At 67.3% G+C, this 15078-nt stretch carries 11 protein-coding genes and 7 pseudogenes; 7 read left to right on the plus strand and 11 right to left on the minus strand.

Annotated features, from left to right (window positions below; genetic code table 11):
- Positions 1 to 135: 135 nt before the first annotated feature.
- The 4 genes and pseudogenes from U9977_RS17695 to U9977_RS17710 all read right to left on the minus strand — a co-directional run.
- Positions 136 to 588 (minus strand): annotated as a pseudogene (locus U9977_RS17695) (IS5 family transposase); the annotation flags it as partial.
- 25 nt (positions 589 to 613) lie between these two features.
- Positions 614 to 1255 (minus strand): CoA transferase subunit B, encoded by a 642-nt coding sequence (locus U9977_RS17700; protein WP_322750385.1) that lies wholly within the window; start codon positions 1253 to 1255, stop codon positions 614 to 616.
- A gap of 55 nt (positions 1256 to 1310) precedes the next feature.
- Positions 1311 to 2057 (minus strand): CoA transferase subunit A, encoded by a 747-nt coding sequence (locus U9977_RS17705; RefSeq protein ID WP_322750386.1) that lies wholly within the window; start codon positions 2055 to 2057, stop codon positions 1311 to 1313.
- A 427-nt stretch (positions 2058 to 2484) separates the two neighbouring features.
- A pseudogene (locus U9977_RS17710) lies at positions 2485 to 2652 on the minus strand (acyl-CoA dehydrogenase family protein); the annotation flags it as partial.
- 176 nt (positions 2653 to 2828) lie between these two features.
- Between U9977_RS17710 and U9977_RS17715 the strand changes: the two are divergent.
- Positions 2829 to 3020 (plus strand): annotated as a pseudogene (locus tag U9977_RS17715) (thiolase C-terminal domain-containing protein); the annotation flags it as partial.
- A gap of 417 nt (positions 3021 to 3437) precedes the next feature.
- On the opposite strand, the gene metG reads toward U9977_RS17715, so the two are convergent.
- From metG to U9977_RS27085, 4 genes and pseudogenes are all read right to left on the minus strand, one after another.
- Positions 3438 to 4952, minus strand: coding sequence for a methionine--tRNA ligase (gene metG / locus U9977_RS17720; RefSeq protein ID WP_322750387.1), 1515 nt, complete (start codon positions 4950 to 4952; stop codon positions 3438 to 3440).
- A 321-nt stretch (positions 4953 to 5273) separates the two neighbouring features.
- Positions 5274 to 6500 carry a CoA transferase gene (locus tag U9977_RS17725; protein WP_322750388.1) on the minus strand — a complete coding sequence of 409 codons (1227 nt, stop codon included), beginning with the start codon at positions 6498 to 6500 and terminating at the stop codon, positions 5274 to 5276.
- 66 nt (positions 6501 to 6566) lie between these two features.
- Positions 6567 to 6767, minus strand: a pseudogene (locus U9977_RS17730) (enoyl-CoA hydratase); the annotation flags it as partial.
- Positions 6753 to 7078: pseudogene (locus tag U9977_RS27085) on the minus strand (acyl-CoA dehydrogenase); the annotation flags it as partial. The pseudogenes U9977_RS17730 and U9977_RS27085, both read right to left, overlap by 15 nt.
- 251 nt (positions 7079 to 7329) lie before the next feature.
- Here U9977_RS27085 and U9977_RS17735 point away from each other — a divergent pair.
- Together U9977_RS17735 and U9977_RS17740 are read left to right on the plus strand one after the other, a co-directional pair.
- Positions 7330 to 8007 (plus strand): TetR/AcrR family transcriptional regulator, encoded by a 678-nt coding sequence (locus tag U9977_RS17735; RefSeq protein ID WP_322750389.1) that lies wholly within the window; start codon positions 7330 to 7332, stop codon positions 8005 to 8007.
- A gap of 102 nt (positions 8008 to 8109) precedes the next feature.
- Entirely contained in the window at positions 8110 to 8766 is a 657-nt protein-coding gene (locus tag U9977_RS17740) for an SDR family oxidoreductase (protein WP_322750390.1), read from the plus strand.
- Positions 8767 to 8858: 92 nt separating this feature from the next.
- Here U9977_RS17740 and U9977_RS17745 read toward each other — a convergent pair whose 3' ends face one another.
- Positions 8859 to 9740 carry an LLM class flavin-dependent oxidoreductase gene (locus U9977_RS17745; RefSeq protein WP_322750391.1) on the minus strand — a complete coding sequence of 294 codons (882 nt, stop codon included), beginning with the start codon at positions 9738 to 9740 and terminating at the stop codon, positions 8859 to 8861.
- A gap of 337 nt (positions 9741 to 10077) precedes the next feature.
- Between U9977_RS17745 and U9977_RS17750 the strand changes: the two genes are divergently transcribed.
- Positions 10078 to 11688 carry a CocE/NonD family hydrolase gene (locus tag U9977_RS17750; protein WP_322750392.1) on the plus strand — a complete coding sequence of 537 codons (1611 nt, stop codon included), beginning with the start codon at positions 10078 to 10080 and terminating at the stop codon, positions 11686 to 11688.
- A gap of 74 nt (positions 11689 to 11762) precedes the next feature.
- Entirely contained in the window at positions 11763 to 12482 is a 720-nt protein-coding gene (locus U9977_RS17755; RefSeq protein WP_322750393.1) for an enoyl-CoA hydratase/isomerase family protein, read from the plus strand.
- A 72-nt stretch (positions 12483 to 12554) separates the two neighbouring features.
- Here U9977_RS17755 and U9977_RS17760 read toward each other — a convergent pair.
- Positions 12555 to 13145: pseudogene (locus tag U9977_RS17760) on the minus strand (aldehyde dehydrogenase family protein); the annotation flags it as partial.
- Between the two features lie 2 nt (positions 13146 to 13147).
- Here U9977_RS17760 and U9977_RS17765 point away from each other — a divergent pair.
- Both U9977_RS17765 and U9977_RS17770 read left to right on the plus strand, forming a co-directional pair.
- A complete protein-coding gene (locus U9977_RS17765; protein ID WP_322750395.1) occupies positions 13148 to 13387 on the plus strand; it encodes a TauD/TfdA dioxygenase family protein in 240 nt (79 codons plus the stop codon).
- Positions 13384 to 13533, plus strand: a pseudogene (locus U9977_RS17770) (SDR family NAD(P)-dependent oxidoreductase); the annotation flags it as partial. The gene U9977_RS17765 and the pseudogene U9977_RS17770, both read left to right, overlap by 4 nt.
- Positions 13534 to 13562: 29 nt before the next feature.
- Here the strand turns inward: U9977_RS17770 and U9977_RS17775 are convergent.
- Positions 13563 to 14729 (minus strand): DUF2993 domain-containing protein, encoded by a 1167-nt coding sequence (locus tag U9977_RS17775; RefSeq protein WP_322750396.1) that lies wholly within the window; start codon positions 14727 to 14729, stop codon positions 13563 to 13565.
- Between the last annotated feature and the right edge of the window lie 349 nt (positions 14730 to 15078).

A 15078-nucleotide genomic window follows, 5' to 3' on the forward strand; every position in this document is an offset into this window, starting at 1 on the left:
GAACTCCCCGACTCGATGTTCCCGACAGTGGTGTTCCCGTTCGGTCGGCGACCCGCGCAGCCTGTTCGACCCATGTAGCCGGTTAGGGCGTGTATTCGGTTGCAATCAAGGGATGGTCCGCGCGAGCTCCTTGATCTAGATCATCGAGGCGCGGAGATGGCGACCAGCAAGATAGCTCTGCGGGATCTTGCCATAGCGGGTGGCGATGCCTCACCAGTCCTTCAGCTTGTTGATCAGACGCTCGACGGTGTTCCGTTCCGTGTACAGGTCGGCGTCGTGGCGGACGGGTCGGCCGCCCCTGCGGCCCTTGTTCTTCCGGTTGGCGGCCTGGTCGGCCTTCTCCGGGATGACCGCCGTGATGTGGCGTCTACGCAGGTAGGCGCGGTTGCCGCGGGACGAGTAGGCCTTGTCCGCGGCGACCGCGTCGGGTCGGGTGCGGGGACGCCCGACCGGCCCGGGGACCCGGACCTTCGCCAGCACCGGGGTGAACTGCGGGCTGTCCGCGGCCTGCCCCGCGGTCAGGACGAACGCCAGCGGCCGGCACCGCCGGTCAGCGGCGAGGTGGACCTTGCTGGTCTGCCCGCCTTGTCCGTCCGGGCCTCCCCCTTTCCGGTCAGTTAAGAACGATCTTGATTTCCGGTGTGGTGGCCGCGCGGACGTCGTCCACGGTTACGCCGGGTGCGGTCTCCCGCAGGATCAGACCGACGCCGGGCTCGACGTCGATCACCGCCAGATCGGTGATGATGCGGTGCACACAGGCCTGGCCGGTCAACGGCAGCGTGCACTCGTCGAGGATCTTGTGGCTGCCGTCCCGAGCCACGTGTTCCATCATCACGATGACGTGCCTGGCGCCGTGGACCAGGTCCATCGCGCCGCCCATGCCCTTCACCATCTTTCCGGGGATCATCCAGTTGGCCAGATCGCCGGCGGCGGACACCTGCATGGCGCCGAGCACCGCGACGTCGACGTGCCCTCCGCGGATCATCCCGAACGATGCCGCGGAGTCGAAGAACGACGCCCCCGGCAGCACCGTGACCGTCTCCTTACCCGCATTGATCAGGTCCGGGTCGATGGCATCCTCAGTCGGGTAGGGCCCCACACCGAGAATCCCGTTCTCGCTGTGCAGGATGACCGTGACACCGGCCGGGAGATAGTTCGGTACCAGCGTCGGCAGGCCGATACCCAGATTGACGTACTGGCCGTCGACGAGCTCCCGCGCCACCCGTGCGGCGAGCTCTACCCGCGTCAGTGCCATTCTTCCCGTCCCTCCGTCGCAGCATTCACGCGCCGCGGCGCGGGGGCCCCCGCGCTCACTGCGTCACCGTTCTCTTCTCAATCTGCTTCTCGCGGTGGGGGACACAGACGACGTGCTGCACGAAGATGCCAGGCGTGTGGATCCCGGCCGGGTCCAGCTCACCCGGTTCGACGAGCTCCTCCACCTCGGCGATCGTCACCGTGCCCGCGGCGGCACACAACGGATTGAAGTTCGCAGCGCTCGCCCGGTAGACGAGGTTTCCGTGCCGGTCGCCCTTCCACGCATGGACCAACGCGAAATCGCAGACGATCGCCCGCTCCAGCACGTAGCGGACCCCGTCGAACTCCCGAATCTCTTTCGGCGGCGAGGCAAGCGCGACGCCACCGGCCCGGTCATACCGCAACGGCAGACCGCCGTCGGCTACCTGGGTTCCCACCCCTGCCGGGGTGTAGAAAGCCGGGATCCCCGCCCCGCCGGCCCGCAGCCGCTCAGCCAGCGTCCCCTGTGGAACGAGTTCGACCTCCAGCTCCCCGCCGAGGAACTGCCGCTCGAACTCCTTGTTCTCACCGACATAGGACCCGGTCGTGCGACGGATGCGGCCGGCTCGCAAAAGAACCCCCAGCCCCCAGCGGTCGACCCCACAGTTGTTGCTGACCGTCTCAAGATTGGTGATGCCCGCATTCATCAATGCCTCGATCAGCGTGCTCGGGACGCCACACAGCCCGAACCCGCCCACCGCCAAAGATGCTCCGTCGCCGATACCGGAAACCGCCTCGGCCGCACTCGCAACCACTTTGTCCACCGTTCGCGCACCCCTCCTCACACCACGGTTATGATCACGACCACTTCCCGGCAGACCTGAGTTGCCATCTGTTGCCGGGTGCTCTTAGTCAGGTAGTCAGGTAGTCAGGCATTAATCACTACGTGATGGTGAGAAGCACGGATGTTGTTCATGATACACATCAGTCGCTCCAAGAGCGCCCGACAGTAGGGGCATGGATCAAGGAACGGGACCGGGGTGCGTGCATCGCAAGGTGCGAGGAGGGAGGCACCGGAGGTGTTGGGTGTCGACCGACGAAGCCGGGGTACCCGTGCATCGCGCAACGATGGATGGGGAACGATGATGGGAGGTGCCTGCCCCGGCCCTGCATCTCGGTGCAGAACAGCTTGACCTTCGCCGCGTCGGCCGACGTCAGCTCGCCGACGGCATGCTCGGTCAGTGCCCGGTCCAACAGCGACAGCCCGGCGTGGCGCTGGGTCGGATCGGTCTTGACCGCGGTGACGAACAGGTCCGCGTTCAACCCGCCGGTGATGAAGGTCTTCGAGCCGTTGACGACGTAGTGGTCGCCCTCACGGCGGGCGGTGGCCGTGGCCAGATCGCTCACTGCGCCGCGCTCATCGCCGCGCGCATCCGGGGGCGGTGCGCTTCACGTTTTTGGTCCGGTTCGACCAGCCGGTGGCTGCGGGAGCGGACTGCGATGTCGTGGCCTTCGGCTCGCTTGCGCAGTGCCCCCACCGTGGCCTGCTCGCGCGGCACATGGGTAAAGGGCTCGAAGGAGGGCGGGTTCAAACGGTCAACACCGACGGCGGTTTGATCGCCAACGGTGAACCCATCGGGGCGTCGGGCCTACGGCAGATTCACGAGTTGGTCCTGCAGCTGCGAGGGAATGCGGGTGATCGGCAGGTACCAGGAAACCCGCGGGTGGGCTACGGTCAACTCTACGGCGCACCCGGCACGGCCGGCGTGTCGATTCTGACCACCTGAGGCTCTGACCACCTGAGGCTCTGACCACCTGTCACCCCACGTCGTGGGTCTCGCAGGTCACGGGTGTGCCGTTCCTCGTTGATCTCACCGTCTCGCCGTAATAGATCTTCCGGCGGGCAGTTCCCGGATCGAACGCCGGAACGGCAACGACCCAGGGTCGGTGCTCCCACCGTGACAGCGACGCCTTGGTGGGTAGCCGGCCCAGCACGAGTGGATGGTTGACATACATTTTCCGCCCGAAAACCGGCGCCTCCTGACGTCATCCTTCCACTCGTCGCGCCGAAGGGAATGCGGATCAAGGAGTGCGGCTGGGGCGGATGCGTCGCGAGGTGCGAGGAGGCCCAGGTAGCGGAGTTCTACCTGGGCCGACGGAGCCGGGGCACGCACCTTCATCCACGTCCCTATTGCCGGGCGCTCTTAGGTTGAGGAAACTTCCAGACGGGGAAAGACCGGCAATGGCTCGGCAACGGTCGGGCCGTTGTCACCGCACTGTTGGACGATGCGGTGAGCAGCTTCAGGAAGGAAGGGTTCCAGCTGCGCCGCCAACACTCGACATGTTTCAACGAGTTCGCCAAGCGCTGCATCAAGCGGTTGCGGTGATGCGCCATCCTTGCGTTCGGCTTTCGCCAGTGTCCATGGTGCGACGGCTTCGACGTAGCGATTTCCATGATCGCCGAGGCGTATGATTGTTTCGGTGGCGCGACGAAAGTCAAACGAGGCCAGAGCCTGGTTGATAATATCGGCGGCCTCGGCGCGAGCGGCTCTCAGATCTGCCGCCTCAAGATTGTCTGCCGCGATCGAAGGTATCACTCCATCGCGGTAGCGTCGGACCATGGAAACGGTGCGGTTGACCAGATTACCTATGTTGTTGGCAAGGTCTTCATTGGCCCTGGTGACGAGGCGTGCGGCGGTGTAGTCGGTGTCGCCTGTGCGGGCGACGTCTCGTAGCATCCACCAGCGCAACGCGTCGGTGCCATATTGCGCGACGATGTCGGCGGGGTCCTCGGCGTTGCCGGCAGACTTACTGATTTTCTCGCCATTGGCAGTCAAGTACTCGTGTACAAGGATGGTGTCGGGCAGGCGAATGCCGGCAGAAATCAGCATGGCGGGCCAGTAGACCGCATGAAAGCGAATTATGCCCTTACCGATGACGTGAACACGCCGATCGGCATCGGTCCACCAGTGACGAAACGTGTCATCATCGGTGCCGTAACCTGGTGCGGTGATGTAGTTGGCAAGTGCGTCGTACCAGACATAAATAACCTGGTCGGGGTCGCCGGGTACGGGGATTCCCCAACCGCGTGCACGGGTCATACTGCGGGAAACGCTGAAGTCCTCCAGCCCAGCCTCGACAAAAGACAGAACCTCGCGCTTACGCGACGCCGGCTCGATGTGGAGCGTATCATCGGAAATAAGCTTGATCAGTTGCTCCTGGTAGCGACTGAGTCGGAAAAACCAGTTATTCTCCTCAACCATCTCCGGAGTGATGCCGTGCTCAGGGCATCGGCCGTCGGCGAGTTCGTCCGGCGAATAGAATAGTTCACATCCGACGCAGTACAGACCGGCGTAGCTTTTACGGTAGAAATCACCGCGCTCTGCGCAGGCTGCCCACAGCTTGTTCACGCCTGGGCGGTGCCGTGGATCGGAACTTGTCTTGATGAAGTCGTCATATGAGAGGTTCAGGGACTCGCGAAGGGAGGCAAAACGCGCGGCGACCTTATCGACGTACTCTTGTGGAGTGATGCCCTCGGCTTCGGCACCCTGTACGTTCTTCAGGGCGTTGTCATCGGTGCCGGTCTGGAAACGGACGTCATCACCACGTTGGCGGCGGTGGCGCGCCAGGACGTCAGTCTGGACCATCTCCAAGGCGTGTCCGACGTGCGGTCTACCGTTGACATACGGAATTGCTGTCGTCACAAAGTAGCGACCCATCACGGCCCTTCTGCCCCGCCGGTCGCCGCTCCGGGTTGAGGAGGCTCCGGGTCGGGGGCCTCCTCGTCAGTCGGTCAGGACATGCGGAGGAGGCCGGAGACCATCATCATCCGGCTACGCATCGCCATCGTGACGGCGGATGTCCCCAGCATGAGCCGGATCTTACACGAGATGGCGGCCGGGCTGGCTCACGGAGCTGCGAGCTGGGCCGACGGCGTCCCGTAGGGTCAGGCGGAATCGATCACCCGTGCCGCCTCGGCCGCTGCGGCGCGCGCACCCACGCGCACACCGCACGCCGCACGCCGCACGCCGCACAGGGGGTCAGATGACCCCGTCGCGTCGCCAGGCCTCGATCTCGGCGGGCTCGTAGCCCAGCTCGGCGAGCACCGCGTCGGTGTGCTCGCCGAGCGCGGGCACAGCGTCCATCGGCGGCGACCATTCGGCTGCGACCGGCGGCGGCAGCAGCGCGCGCACGACCCCGGTCGGCGTCGTCACGTCGCGCCAACGCCCGCGGGCGGCCAGGTGCGGATGGTCGAGCACGTCCTGGACACCGTTGAGGCGCGCGTTGCCGAGCCCGGCCGCATCCAGGATCTCCTGGGCCTCCTTGAGAGTGACGCCCTTGGCCCAGGCGCTGATCACCTCGTCGAGGTGGGACCGCTCGCGGACCCGGTCGGCGTTGCCGGCGAAAGCCGGGTCGTCGGCGAGGTCCGGCCGGCCGAGCACCGAACGGGCCAGCCGTTGCCACTCGCCGTCGTTGGTGGTCCCGAGCACGGCTGTCTGCCCGTCGGCCGTCACATAGGCGCCGTAGGGCGCCACAGCCGGCGAGCCCACCCCGGCCGGGTCCTGCTCGATACCGGTGCCCATCGTGAAGTTCAGCGGGTAGCCCATCCACTCGGCGACCACGTCGAACATGCTCACCGAGATCGCCGAGCCGCGCCCGGTCGCCGCCCGGGCGTAGAGCGCGGCGAGCACTGAGGTCAGGGCGTACATCCCGACGCCGAGGTCGGCCAGGGGGATCCCGGCCTTGGCCGGCCGGCCCGGCTCGCCGGTGACCGCGCACGATCCGGCTTCGGACTGCACCAGCAGGTCGTAGGCCCGCTTGTGGGACAGCGGACCGCCCTCGCCGTAGCCCGAGATGTCGACCGCGATCAGGCGGGGATGCCGGGCGCAGGCATGTTCGGCGTCGAGCCCACGCCGGCTCGCCGCACCCGGGGCGAGGTTCTGGATGAAGACGTCAGCCCGGCTCAGCAGCCGCTCCAGCACGGCCGCGCCACGCGGGTCGGCCAGGTTGAGGCTCAGCGACTCCTTGCCCCGGTTGACCCAGACGAAGTGGGCGGCCATGCCGGCCTGCGCGCCGTCGTAATGCCGGGCGAAGTCACCGCCGCGCGGGTTCTCGACCTTCACCACCCGCGCTCCCATGTCGGCGAGGTGGCGGGTGGCGATCGGAGCCGAGACGACCTGCTCGAGCCCGACCACCAGCAGCCCCGCCAGGGGCCGCGGCCCGCCGCCATCCGGTCCCGGGGAGCCTGACCGCTGCGGCACCGTCATTCCTCCTTCGTAGAGCGCCCGGCAATAGGGACGCAGCGTCGCGGACGTTCTCGTTCACCTGTGGACCTACTGCATCTTTGCCTTCATCTCGTCCAGCCGCATCAGAACCGGGTAACCGCTGACGCCCAGGGCGTTGCCGTGCCCGGTCTGGTGAATGTCGAAGACCGACTGGATCGCGGCGTAGAAGCCCTACACGTCCAGGGTCTGGTTGACGGCACGTTTGGCCTGGCGCAGCCCGAACGATGGCATCGTGGCGATGTGCTCGGCCGCGCCGCCCAGCAGCAACTCGCCCGCTTTCGCCCGCTTGAGCGCGAACTGAAGATCGTTCTCCCAGGTGAAGCCCATGGCCCCGCGGCCACCCGCCGGCGTGGGTCGTCAGCGGCGATCGCCAGCTCCACGGTCTCGGCGGGTTCGATCAGCTCGGTCCAGCCGAGGTCGGCGTAGACCCGCCAGAGCGGAGCCGGCTCCACGCCGTCGTCGACGACCCCCCGGACCAGCGCGGGCGGGCACTGTCTGGCGAGGACCTCGTGGACGGTCTTCTGCCACAGCTGCTGGTCGGCGTCGAGCTCAAGGAGCATCCCGATATTCTGGGACGAACCCGCCGACGAACGCCGAACCGGACAGCGCGTCGGCTGAGCTGAACGGCCTCACGATCTCAGGGTCGGTCTGGGAGATCCAAGCCACGAACGGCCCTCCTCGCTGGCATTCCAGGCGAACAGGTGCGAGAATATCATTCTCCGAGAATGGAAGTAAGAGTCTTCTTATCCTTCGGCAGCACAGACCAGCGGAGGCGGTGGGCCGACCAGTACCGTGCAGTAAGGTTCTGCACATGGTGCAGAAGGCGGAGCTGCCCGTGATCATGCCAAGCGAAGAGCCGGCCTGGAAGCAACGCGCGGTCGAGCGCTCTACCAAGGCCGCGAAGCTCCGGGCCGAGCGGACGGTGATGCGGTTCCTCGACGCAGCCCACCTGATCATCACGGAGAAGGGCAGTACCGACTTCACCGTACAGGAGGTCGTCGACCGGTCCCGCCAGTCGCTGCGCAGCTTCTACCAGCACTTCGGCGGCAAGCATGAGCTGCTGCTCGCCCTGTTCGAAGACGCCCTGCGCCGGGGGACCGAGCAGATCCGCGCGGCCGCGTATGACCAGTCCGATCCCCTGGACCAGCTGAAGGTCGCCGTCCACCTGCTGTTCGAGCTCTCCCGACCCGACCCGATCGCACAGCGTCCGCTGTTCACCGATTTCGCCCCGCAGTTGCTGATCTCCCATCCTGCCGAGGTGAAGGTCGCCCACGCGCCGATGCTCGCGCTGTTCACCGAAATGATGTCGCAGGCCGAAGCCGCCGGGCACCTGCGCTCCGGCCTCAAGCCCCGCCGCGCGGCCGCGCTCACGATGGAGACGGTCATGTTCGTCGCCCAGTCCAGCGGGGTCGCCGACGACGAGAATCCCCATCCCATCACCGCCGACGAGGTGTGGGATTTCTGCGCCGCGGGATTCGCCCAAGGCTAGATCGTCGACGAGTCGGTAGCGGCGGCCCCGGAATGCCGGCGGATGGTCGGTGCCGGGTCGATCGCGCGGTAAGAGCCTGTCTTCGATCTTTAAGAGCCGGTTTTGGATCTTTCTCTTGATCAGGGAGCCGCACCGCAACGGCCCCCGCCGATCGACGTGAGCGCCGACGCCACCAACGAGGATGACGTCCAGGCTGCGATGGCCGAGGCGGAAGCCGCGGGGCCGCTGAGAATCTCCGTGGACACCCACGGCGGCCCGGCGAGCGGGGGACGGCTGATCAACAAGGACGGCAAACCGCTCGACCTCGCCGGGTTCCGGACGACCATCGAGTATTACCTGACCGGTGTCTTCAACGTGCTGCGCCTGGCCGCCGCCGCGATTGCCCGGCAGGAGCCCGTCGACGACGACCGGGGTGTCATCATCAACACCGCGTCGATCGCGGCATACGAAGGCCAGATCGGGCAGGTCCCCTACGCGGCCGCCAAGGGCGGCGTGGTGGGCATGACCCTCGTCGCCGCCCGCGATCTGTCTCCGTTCGGGATCCGCGTCGTCACGATCGCCCCGGGAATGTTCCTGACCCCGGCATATGGCAAGGCAGGCGAGCAGTTGGAAGCGGCCTGGGGCCCCCGAATCCCGCATCCCAAGCGCATGGGCCGACCCGCCGAGTACGCGGCCCTTGTTCAGAACATCGTCGAGAACGACTACCTCAACGGCGAAGTCATCCGCCTCGACGGCGCACTTCGGTTCCCGCCGAAATAAGAGCACATCCGACGAGATGAGAGCGCACTCCGCACCTCCGCACCTCCGCACCTCCGCACCGCACATATGCCGCGCGGAGGTGCGGAAGGCGCTCAGCGCAGCGCCGCGATGACCTCACCGAATATTTCGAGCGTCGGCGTCGGGGCGAAATCGGTGAACCAGGTGTAAAAGCGCTCCACACCGCGATCGGCAAGCGCGCGGAAATGAGCTGTCAGCTCGCGGACGTTCCCGACGACCATCCCATTCTCGCCGGCCATCGGGCCGAATCGGCGCAGCGCGGTGGCGACCGTCGCCGTCCGCTCCGCTTCCGTCGAGATGACGGTGACGAGCTGCTGAACGGAGACCCGGGCCTTTCCCGCCCGCGGCCGCAGCCGGTCGAGGTGCTCAAGTGCGGTGACGGGTAGATTCCACCAGTCGGCGTAGGCTGCCACCAGGTCGAGGGTGCGCGGCCCCGTTCCGCCGATCACGATCGGGATGTGCCGCAGCGGGGTCGGGCGAGGGCGCACATCGCGGAGCGTGTGGTGGAGCCCCTGGTAATTCACCGTTTCGCCGGACCACAGCCGCTGCAGGACCTCGAGCGTCTCGGCCAACCGGGCGACGCGCACCCGCGGCGCGACGTCGCCGATGCCGTAGGCCCCGATCTCATCGGGCATGGAACCCCAGCCCAGGCCCAGCTCGAAACGGCCCCCGGACGCATGGTCGAGGGTGACCGCCTGCTTGGCCAGCAGCGCTGGATGCCGGAACGCATCGCAGAGCACCAGGTGACCGACGGCCAGCCGCTCGGTGCGGGCGGCCAGCCAGGTGGCGGACACGATCGCTTCGAACATCGGCGCGTCAAGCGCACCGGGCGGGGCGAGATGGTCCATCAGCGCGATGCCGGTGAAACCGGTGCGTTCCGCGGCACCCGCGCGCTCGACGATGCCATCCATCGACATCCGCAGCTGGGGTAGGTAGAGGTGACATTCGACTGCCATCGCGCTCCCGGTTACTGGACGGGTTATTCCACCTGATCGACGTGTACCGGACGGCGGCCGGCCATGGCAACGATCCTCGGCGGTCCGGTGCAGCGGTGCAGCGGTCGAAGTGGGCCCGCACCTGGTCGAGCGTGGGCATGGGGTGTCCGGCCTTACACCGCACCACGGCCGCGAGCCCACGCGTCAGCAGGTCTCCGATCGTGTCCGGCGTCCACCAGCCCTCCGCTTCGTACCGGCTGACCAGCTTGACAGGTATTGTTCGCATATTGTTGTCTCTCGCTTCACGAGAGTAGAACTCCCTCAAAGAGGAAACCCAAATTCCAGACCTGGGAGAACGATGAACCTGAGTAGCCATCTCCTCCAGCGCATACTGAAACTCTCCCCGCCCGCGACCCGGGATCTGGTCATCCAGCGAGATCTTCAAGTGCCGATGCCCGACGGGGTCGACCTGCTGGCGGACAGGTGGGCGCCACGGGTCGGTGGCGAGACGTTACCGACCGCTCTGCTCCGTTCCCCGTACGGCCGGGCGGGGGTGTTCGGCCTGAGCATGGCCAGGCCGCTGGCCGAACGCGGGTTCCAGGTGCTGATCCAGAGCACCCGCGGCGGGTTCGGCTCCGGTGGGATCTTCGACCCGCTGCGGCAGGAACGCGAGGACGGCCTCGCGACGCTGGAGTGGGTGGTCAAGCAGCCGTGGTTCGGCGGCTCGATCGTGCTGGTCGGCCTGAGCTACCTGGGCTACGTCCAGTGGGCGGTGGCCGATCACCTGCCGCCGGAGGTCAAGGCGATGATCCCGCATATGACCGAGTCGGCGCTGACACTGGAGTTCCTGCGCAAGGACGGCATGTCCCTGGAGACGCCGTTCGCATGGGGTGCGCTGATCGCCACCATGGAACGCCGTTGGGCGACGTTCGGCAAACCGATCCAGGACAGGAGAACACGCCGCGCGCTGTACACGCTTCCGCTGGGCCGGGCCGATGTCGCCGCCGTCGGCCACCGCACGGACTACATCCAGGACATCCTCGCGCACGACACGGACGACCCGCGCTGGGCCGGCATCGACCACCGGCACCGGGTGGCCGACGTGACCGTGCCGGTCAGCTCGATCGGCGGCTGGTACGACATCTTCCTGCCCGGCCAGCTCCGCGACTTCCAGATCCTGCAGGCGGCGGGGCGCCCGGCCCGGCTCACGATCGGGCCGTGGACGCACACGTCGTTCAACAACACGGCGATCAACGAGGCCATCGAGTTCGGCCTTCCACACGCACGCGGCGACCAGCCACCGCATCGCGCAGCGGTACGGCTGTTCGTGATGGGCGAGGACGCCTGGCGTGACGTCGACTCGTGGCCGCCGAGCGGCTATGCGGCGCAGCGCTTCCATCTGCGGCCCGACGGTGCGCTGTCGACCGAACAGCCCGGCGAATCGGCGCCCGACCGGTACCGCTACGACCCGGCGGATCCCACCCCCGCGGTCGGCGGCGTGCGCCTGCTCACCGACAGCGGCCGCGTCGACAACACGGCCCTGGAGGCCCGCGCGGACGTGCTCACCTACACCACCGCCGTACTCGACCAGGACGTCGAGGTCATCGGCGAGGTCAACGCCGAGATCTGGTTCCGCTCCAGCCAGCCCCACGCCGACGTGTTCGTCCGGCTCTGCGACGTCGACCCCCGCGGCCGCTCGTACAACGTCTGCGACGGTCTGACCAGCCTGTCCGGCGCCGACGAGACCTCTTGCGTGACCGTCGGGCTGTGGCCGACCGCCTACCGTTTCAAGCGTGGCCACCGGATCCGGGTCCAGGTCTCCAGCGGAGCCTTCCCCCGCTACGCCCGCAACCCCGGCACCGGCGAACCACGCGCCGCCGCCACCACCCTCCACGCCGCCGACCAGGCGGTGTACCGCGACCCGACACACCCCTCAGCGGTGATTCTGCCGGTCCGTCAGAGGAGCTGACCGCCAACCCCGCCACCTTCGGAAATGCTACTCTCGCCATCGAGAATATTGATCTCGTCCATGGAGCAGAGTGCATGATAGATCTTGAAGTGGACCGGGGGCTGGCGGTCATCACCATCGACCGACCACATGCACGCAACGCCATCGCGCTGGCCACCATGGGCGAGTTGGACAAGGCCCTCGACGCGGCAGCAGGCGCTGCGGCACTGGTCATCAGAGGTGCCGGCGACCGGGCGTTCGTCTCGGGCGGCGATCTGAAGGAACTGGCGGCGATCCGAACGGAGGACGAAGCGACCGGCATGGCCCTGCGGATGCGGGGATTCTGCGATCGGCTCGCCGCCTTCCCCGCCCCGGTGATCGCCGCGCTCAACGGCCACGCCCTGGGTGGCGGGGCCGAGGTCGCGGTGGCCGCCGACATCCGCGTCGCCGCCGACGACATCACAATCGGCTTCAACCAGACGACGCTGGCGATCATGCCTGCCTGGGGTGGCGCCGAGCGACTCGCCGCCCTGGTCGGCAGGGGCAGAGCACTGCTGCTCGCGGGCGCCGGAACGCTGCTCGACGCCGCTGAGGCCCAGCGTGTCGGGCTGGTGGACCAGGTGCTGCCCCGGGCCTCCTTTGAGGACGGCTGGCGCTCCCTGGCCAGGTCACTCGCCACCGGCCCGGCCAGAGAGATCAAGCGCGTCATGACCGGAACCGTCCCTCCGCACGAGGCGGCGCGCGCCTTCGCGCGCCTGTGGGTGGCCGACGAGCACTGGGATGCCGCCGACAGGCTGATGCGCCGTAACAAGTGACGTGCTGGTAGTGGCGTCCGATGGACGCCACTACCCTGAGCGATCAGGTGACCGCGCCGGCCACCTGCGGCGTCACGCGACCGGCACGGCGATGCTCTTGCGCTCCTGGAACTCCTCGAGGCCGGCGACGCCACTTTCCCGGCCGATGCCCGACTGCTTGTACCCGCCGAAGGGGGCGTCGGGGGAGAAGTAGTTGCCGCCGTTGACGCTGATCGTGCCGCTGCGGATCCTGCGCGCCACCGCGAGGGCCCGGTCCTCGTCGCGGCTGTACACCGCACCGGACAGGCCGAAGATCGAGTCGTTGGCGATACGAACGGCGTCGTCCTCGCCGTCGTAGGGGATCACCGCGAGCACCGGTCCGAAGATCTTGTTCTGCGCGATCTCGCTGGCCGGATCGACCCCGGTGAGCAGCGTCGGCGTGTAAAAGAAGCCAGGATCGACCCGCTTGCCGCCGGTCACCAGCGTCGCGCCCGCCGCGACGGCCCGCTGGACCATGCCGTCCACCCTGTCGCGCTGCCGTTCACTGATCAGCGGCCCCATGAAGGTCTTGGGATCGGTGGGATCACCGTAGGTCACTCGGCCGAGATAGGCCGCGACCTGCTCGACGATCGCGTCGTGATGGGCCCTGGGCACCAGCAGCCGCGAGGTGATCGCGCAGCTCTGCCGTGATCGGCGCAACGGCCGAGTACGTCATCGGCATGGAGCCCACCGAGAGCCGAGCGCTCCCGGACGAACTGCTCGCCTGGTCCACCCAGGAGCGCTTCCGCTACACCCACGACTGGCAGGTCGGCGACCTGATAATCTGGGATAATACCGGCATATTGTACCAGGCTCTGCCGTATGACGCATCCTCGCAGCGAACCCTGCACAGGATCACCCTCGTGGGCGAGGAGGCCTTCTCATGAGGACCGCTGTCGTAACCGGTGGCGGCTCCGGCATCGGCCGGGCCGTCGCGGAACGGCTGAGCGCCGACGGCTACCACGTCGCCGCGTTCGATCTCAACCCAGGCGACGCGGCCTTCGCCGAAAAGGCGGACGTGACCGACCGCGCCCGCCGCGGGATGTGGCCAGCGGGATGGGCTCAGCAGCCCCGGATCGGGGGCGTCGCCGTCGTCGTTGTCTGTGTCGCGTCCAGCGTGATGTGATCCGCTTCGGCGGTCACCTCGATGCCGGTCGATGTCGCCTTCGCCGAGGTCAACTGCAGATTCATGGGCAGCCCGCTGAGTGGCACCGTCACGGTCAGGATCTGCACCGCGCCGTGCAGGATACTCAAGGCACCCAGGCCCTTCACGCCGATACCGGTGGGCACGATTGTGAGTCGGTTGTTCTGGACGCTCGCCTGCACATCACCGAAGACCGTGATCTGCCCGACGATCGGGATATCCACGGGCGCCGAGACCTGCATGCCTGTTCCGGCCGGAGCCAACTGGACCTTCCCGGGTTGGGTGGCGAGGTAGGCATTGAGGTCGGTGAAGGTGAAGCGCACCGAACCGACCACCCGGTCGATCGGCACCGTCTTCACATCGTTATTGATCATCTTGCGAAGCGGGACGTGCACACCGTTGAGGTGCACGTTGATGTCGTCGACACACAGGTCGGGTACGGCGATCCGGTGCATCCGGAAGCCGATGTCCTTGTAGCTGCCCGACATCACCTGGGTCAGGAACGGAATCCCTCCGACGGACGCCTCCGGCCTGCTCGGCAGGTGCTGGCTCTTCTGGACCTGGCTGACCAATTGGGATGCCGCGACGTGGGCCCCGACCCGGTCCACCACGCTGAGCACGACGACCTGGAGGACAAGGACGATCAGAAGCAGCCGGCGTCGGGACCGCCGGCGGCGACGGCGATGAGGCTCCGCACCCGACAGCCCCTGCGCCCCGGGCAGCTCTTCCGTCCCGGGCACTGCCTCCGTCCCGGCTGGTCCCTGCGCCACGGGTGGTCCCCACCGTCGTGCGTCGAGATCGTCCGGTCCACCCGGCGGCAGCGGCCGGGTGGGCGATTGTGCCAGGTGGGGCCGGGTGTCCGCGGGGCGCGGGAGCTCGCCCCCGACCTCGCAGACATCGCCGACATCGCCGACATCGCCGCCGGCCATACCGGCGGTATGGAGACCGGCAGGCTGGTGGCCGCCGGTGGTGTTCTGTTCGCCTTCCTGCCTGTGACCCACGTTGTCAGCACTCCGTTTCGTGTCGAGCAGGACAGCCGAGGCCAGACCGAACACGATGCCCACCATGAACACGATGCCCACCATGAACACGATGCCGACCACGAAGTCGACAGCGGAAGGTGGCCATGAGTGAGGTCTCCAGATCTGCTCTCGGGTACCCCTCAAGCGTGTCCGGGCCGGCCTGTCCCGTCATCGTCCGCCCGCCGACACTCCCTGCTACGCAGAACGCAGTACACACCGCCCGGCACATCCGCTACCGGGACGACACAAGGCTCCATCCCGCAGCAGAGTGACAGCCTCGTGCCGGCCACGAGGCTTCACCGTCTACCTGCCCGCACCCGAGCCGACCACCCGCACTGCGGCTTTCGGTGTCGACTTGGGATGGCGTCGTATAGCCGACAGTTCGAACCGTGTCGCCCGCCGGGACGGCGCC

Origin of the sequence: Protofrankia sp. Cas8 (genome assembly GCF_963555845.1) — a bacterium.
Taxonomy (GTDB): domain Bacteria; phylum Actinomycetota; class Actinomycetes; order Frankiales; family Frankiaceae; genus Protofrankia.

Excerpts from the sequence above, each read along its gene's own strand:
- U9977_RS17700 (WP_322750385.1), bottom strand. The coding sequence starts at position 1,255 with ATGGCACTGACGCGGGTAGAGCTCGCCGCACGGGTGGCGCGGGAGCTC.
- metG (WP_322750387.1), bottom strand. The coding sequence starts at position 4,952 with ATGGGTCGCTACTTTGTGACGACAGCAATTCCGTATGTCAACGGTAGA.
- U9977_RS17725 (WP_322750388.1), bottom strand. The coding sequence starts at position 6,500 with ATGACGGTGCCGCAGCGGTCAGGCTCCCCGGGACCGGATGGCGGCGGG.
- U9977_RS17735 (WP_322750389.1), top strand. The coding sequence starts at position 7,330 with ATGGTGCAGAAGGCGGAGCTGCCCGTGATCATGCCAAGCGAAGAGCCG.
- U9977_RS17745 (WP_322750391.1), bottom strand. The coding sequence starts at position 9,740 with ATGGCAGTCGAATGTCACCTCTACCTACCCCAGCTGCGGATGTCGATG.
- U9977_RS17750 (WP_322750392.1), top strand. The coding sequence starts at position 10,078 with ATGAACCTGAGTAGCCATCTCCTCCAGCGCATACTGAAACTCTCCCCG.
- U9977_RS17755 (WP_322750393.1), top strand. The coding sequence starts at position 11,763 with ATGATAGATCTTGAAGTGGACCGGGGGCTGGCGGTCATCACCATCGAC.
- U9977_RS17775 (WP_322750396.1), bottom strand. The coding sequence starts at position 14,729 with ATGGTGGGCATCGTGTTCATGGTGGGCATCGTGTTCGGTCTGGCCTCG.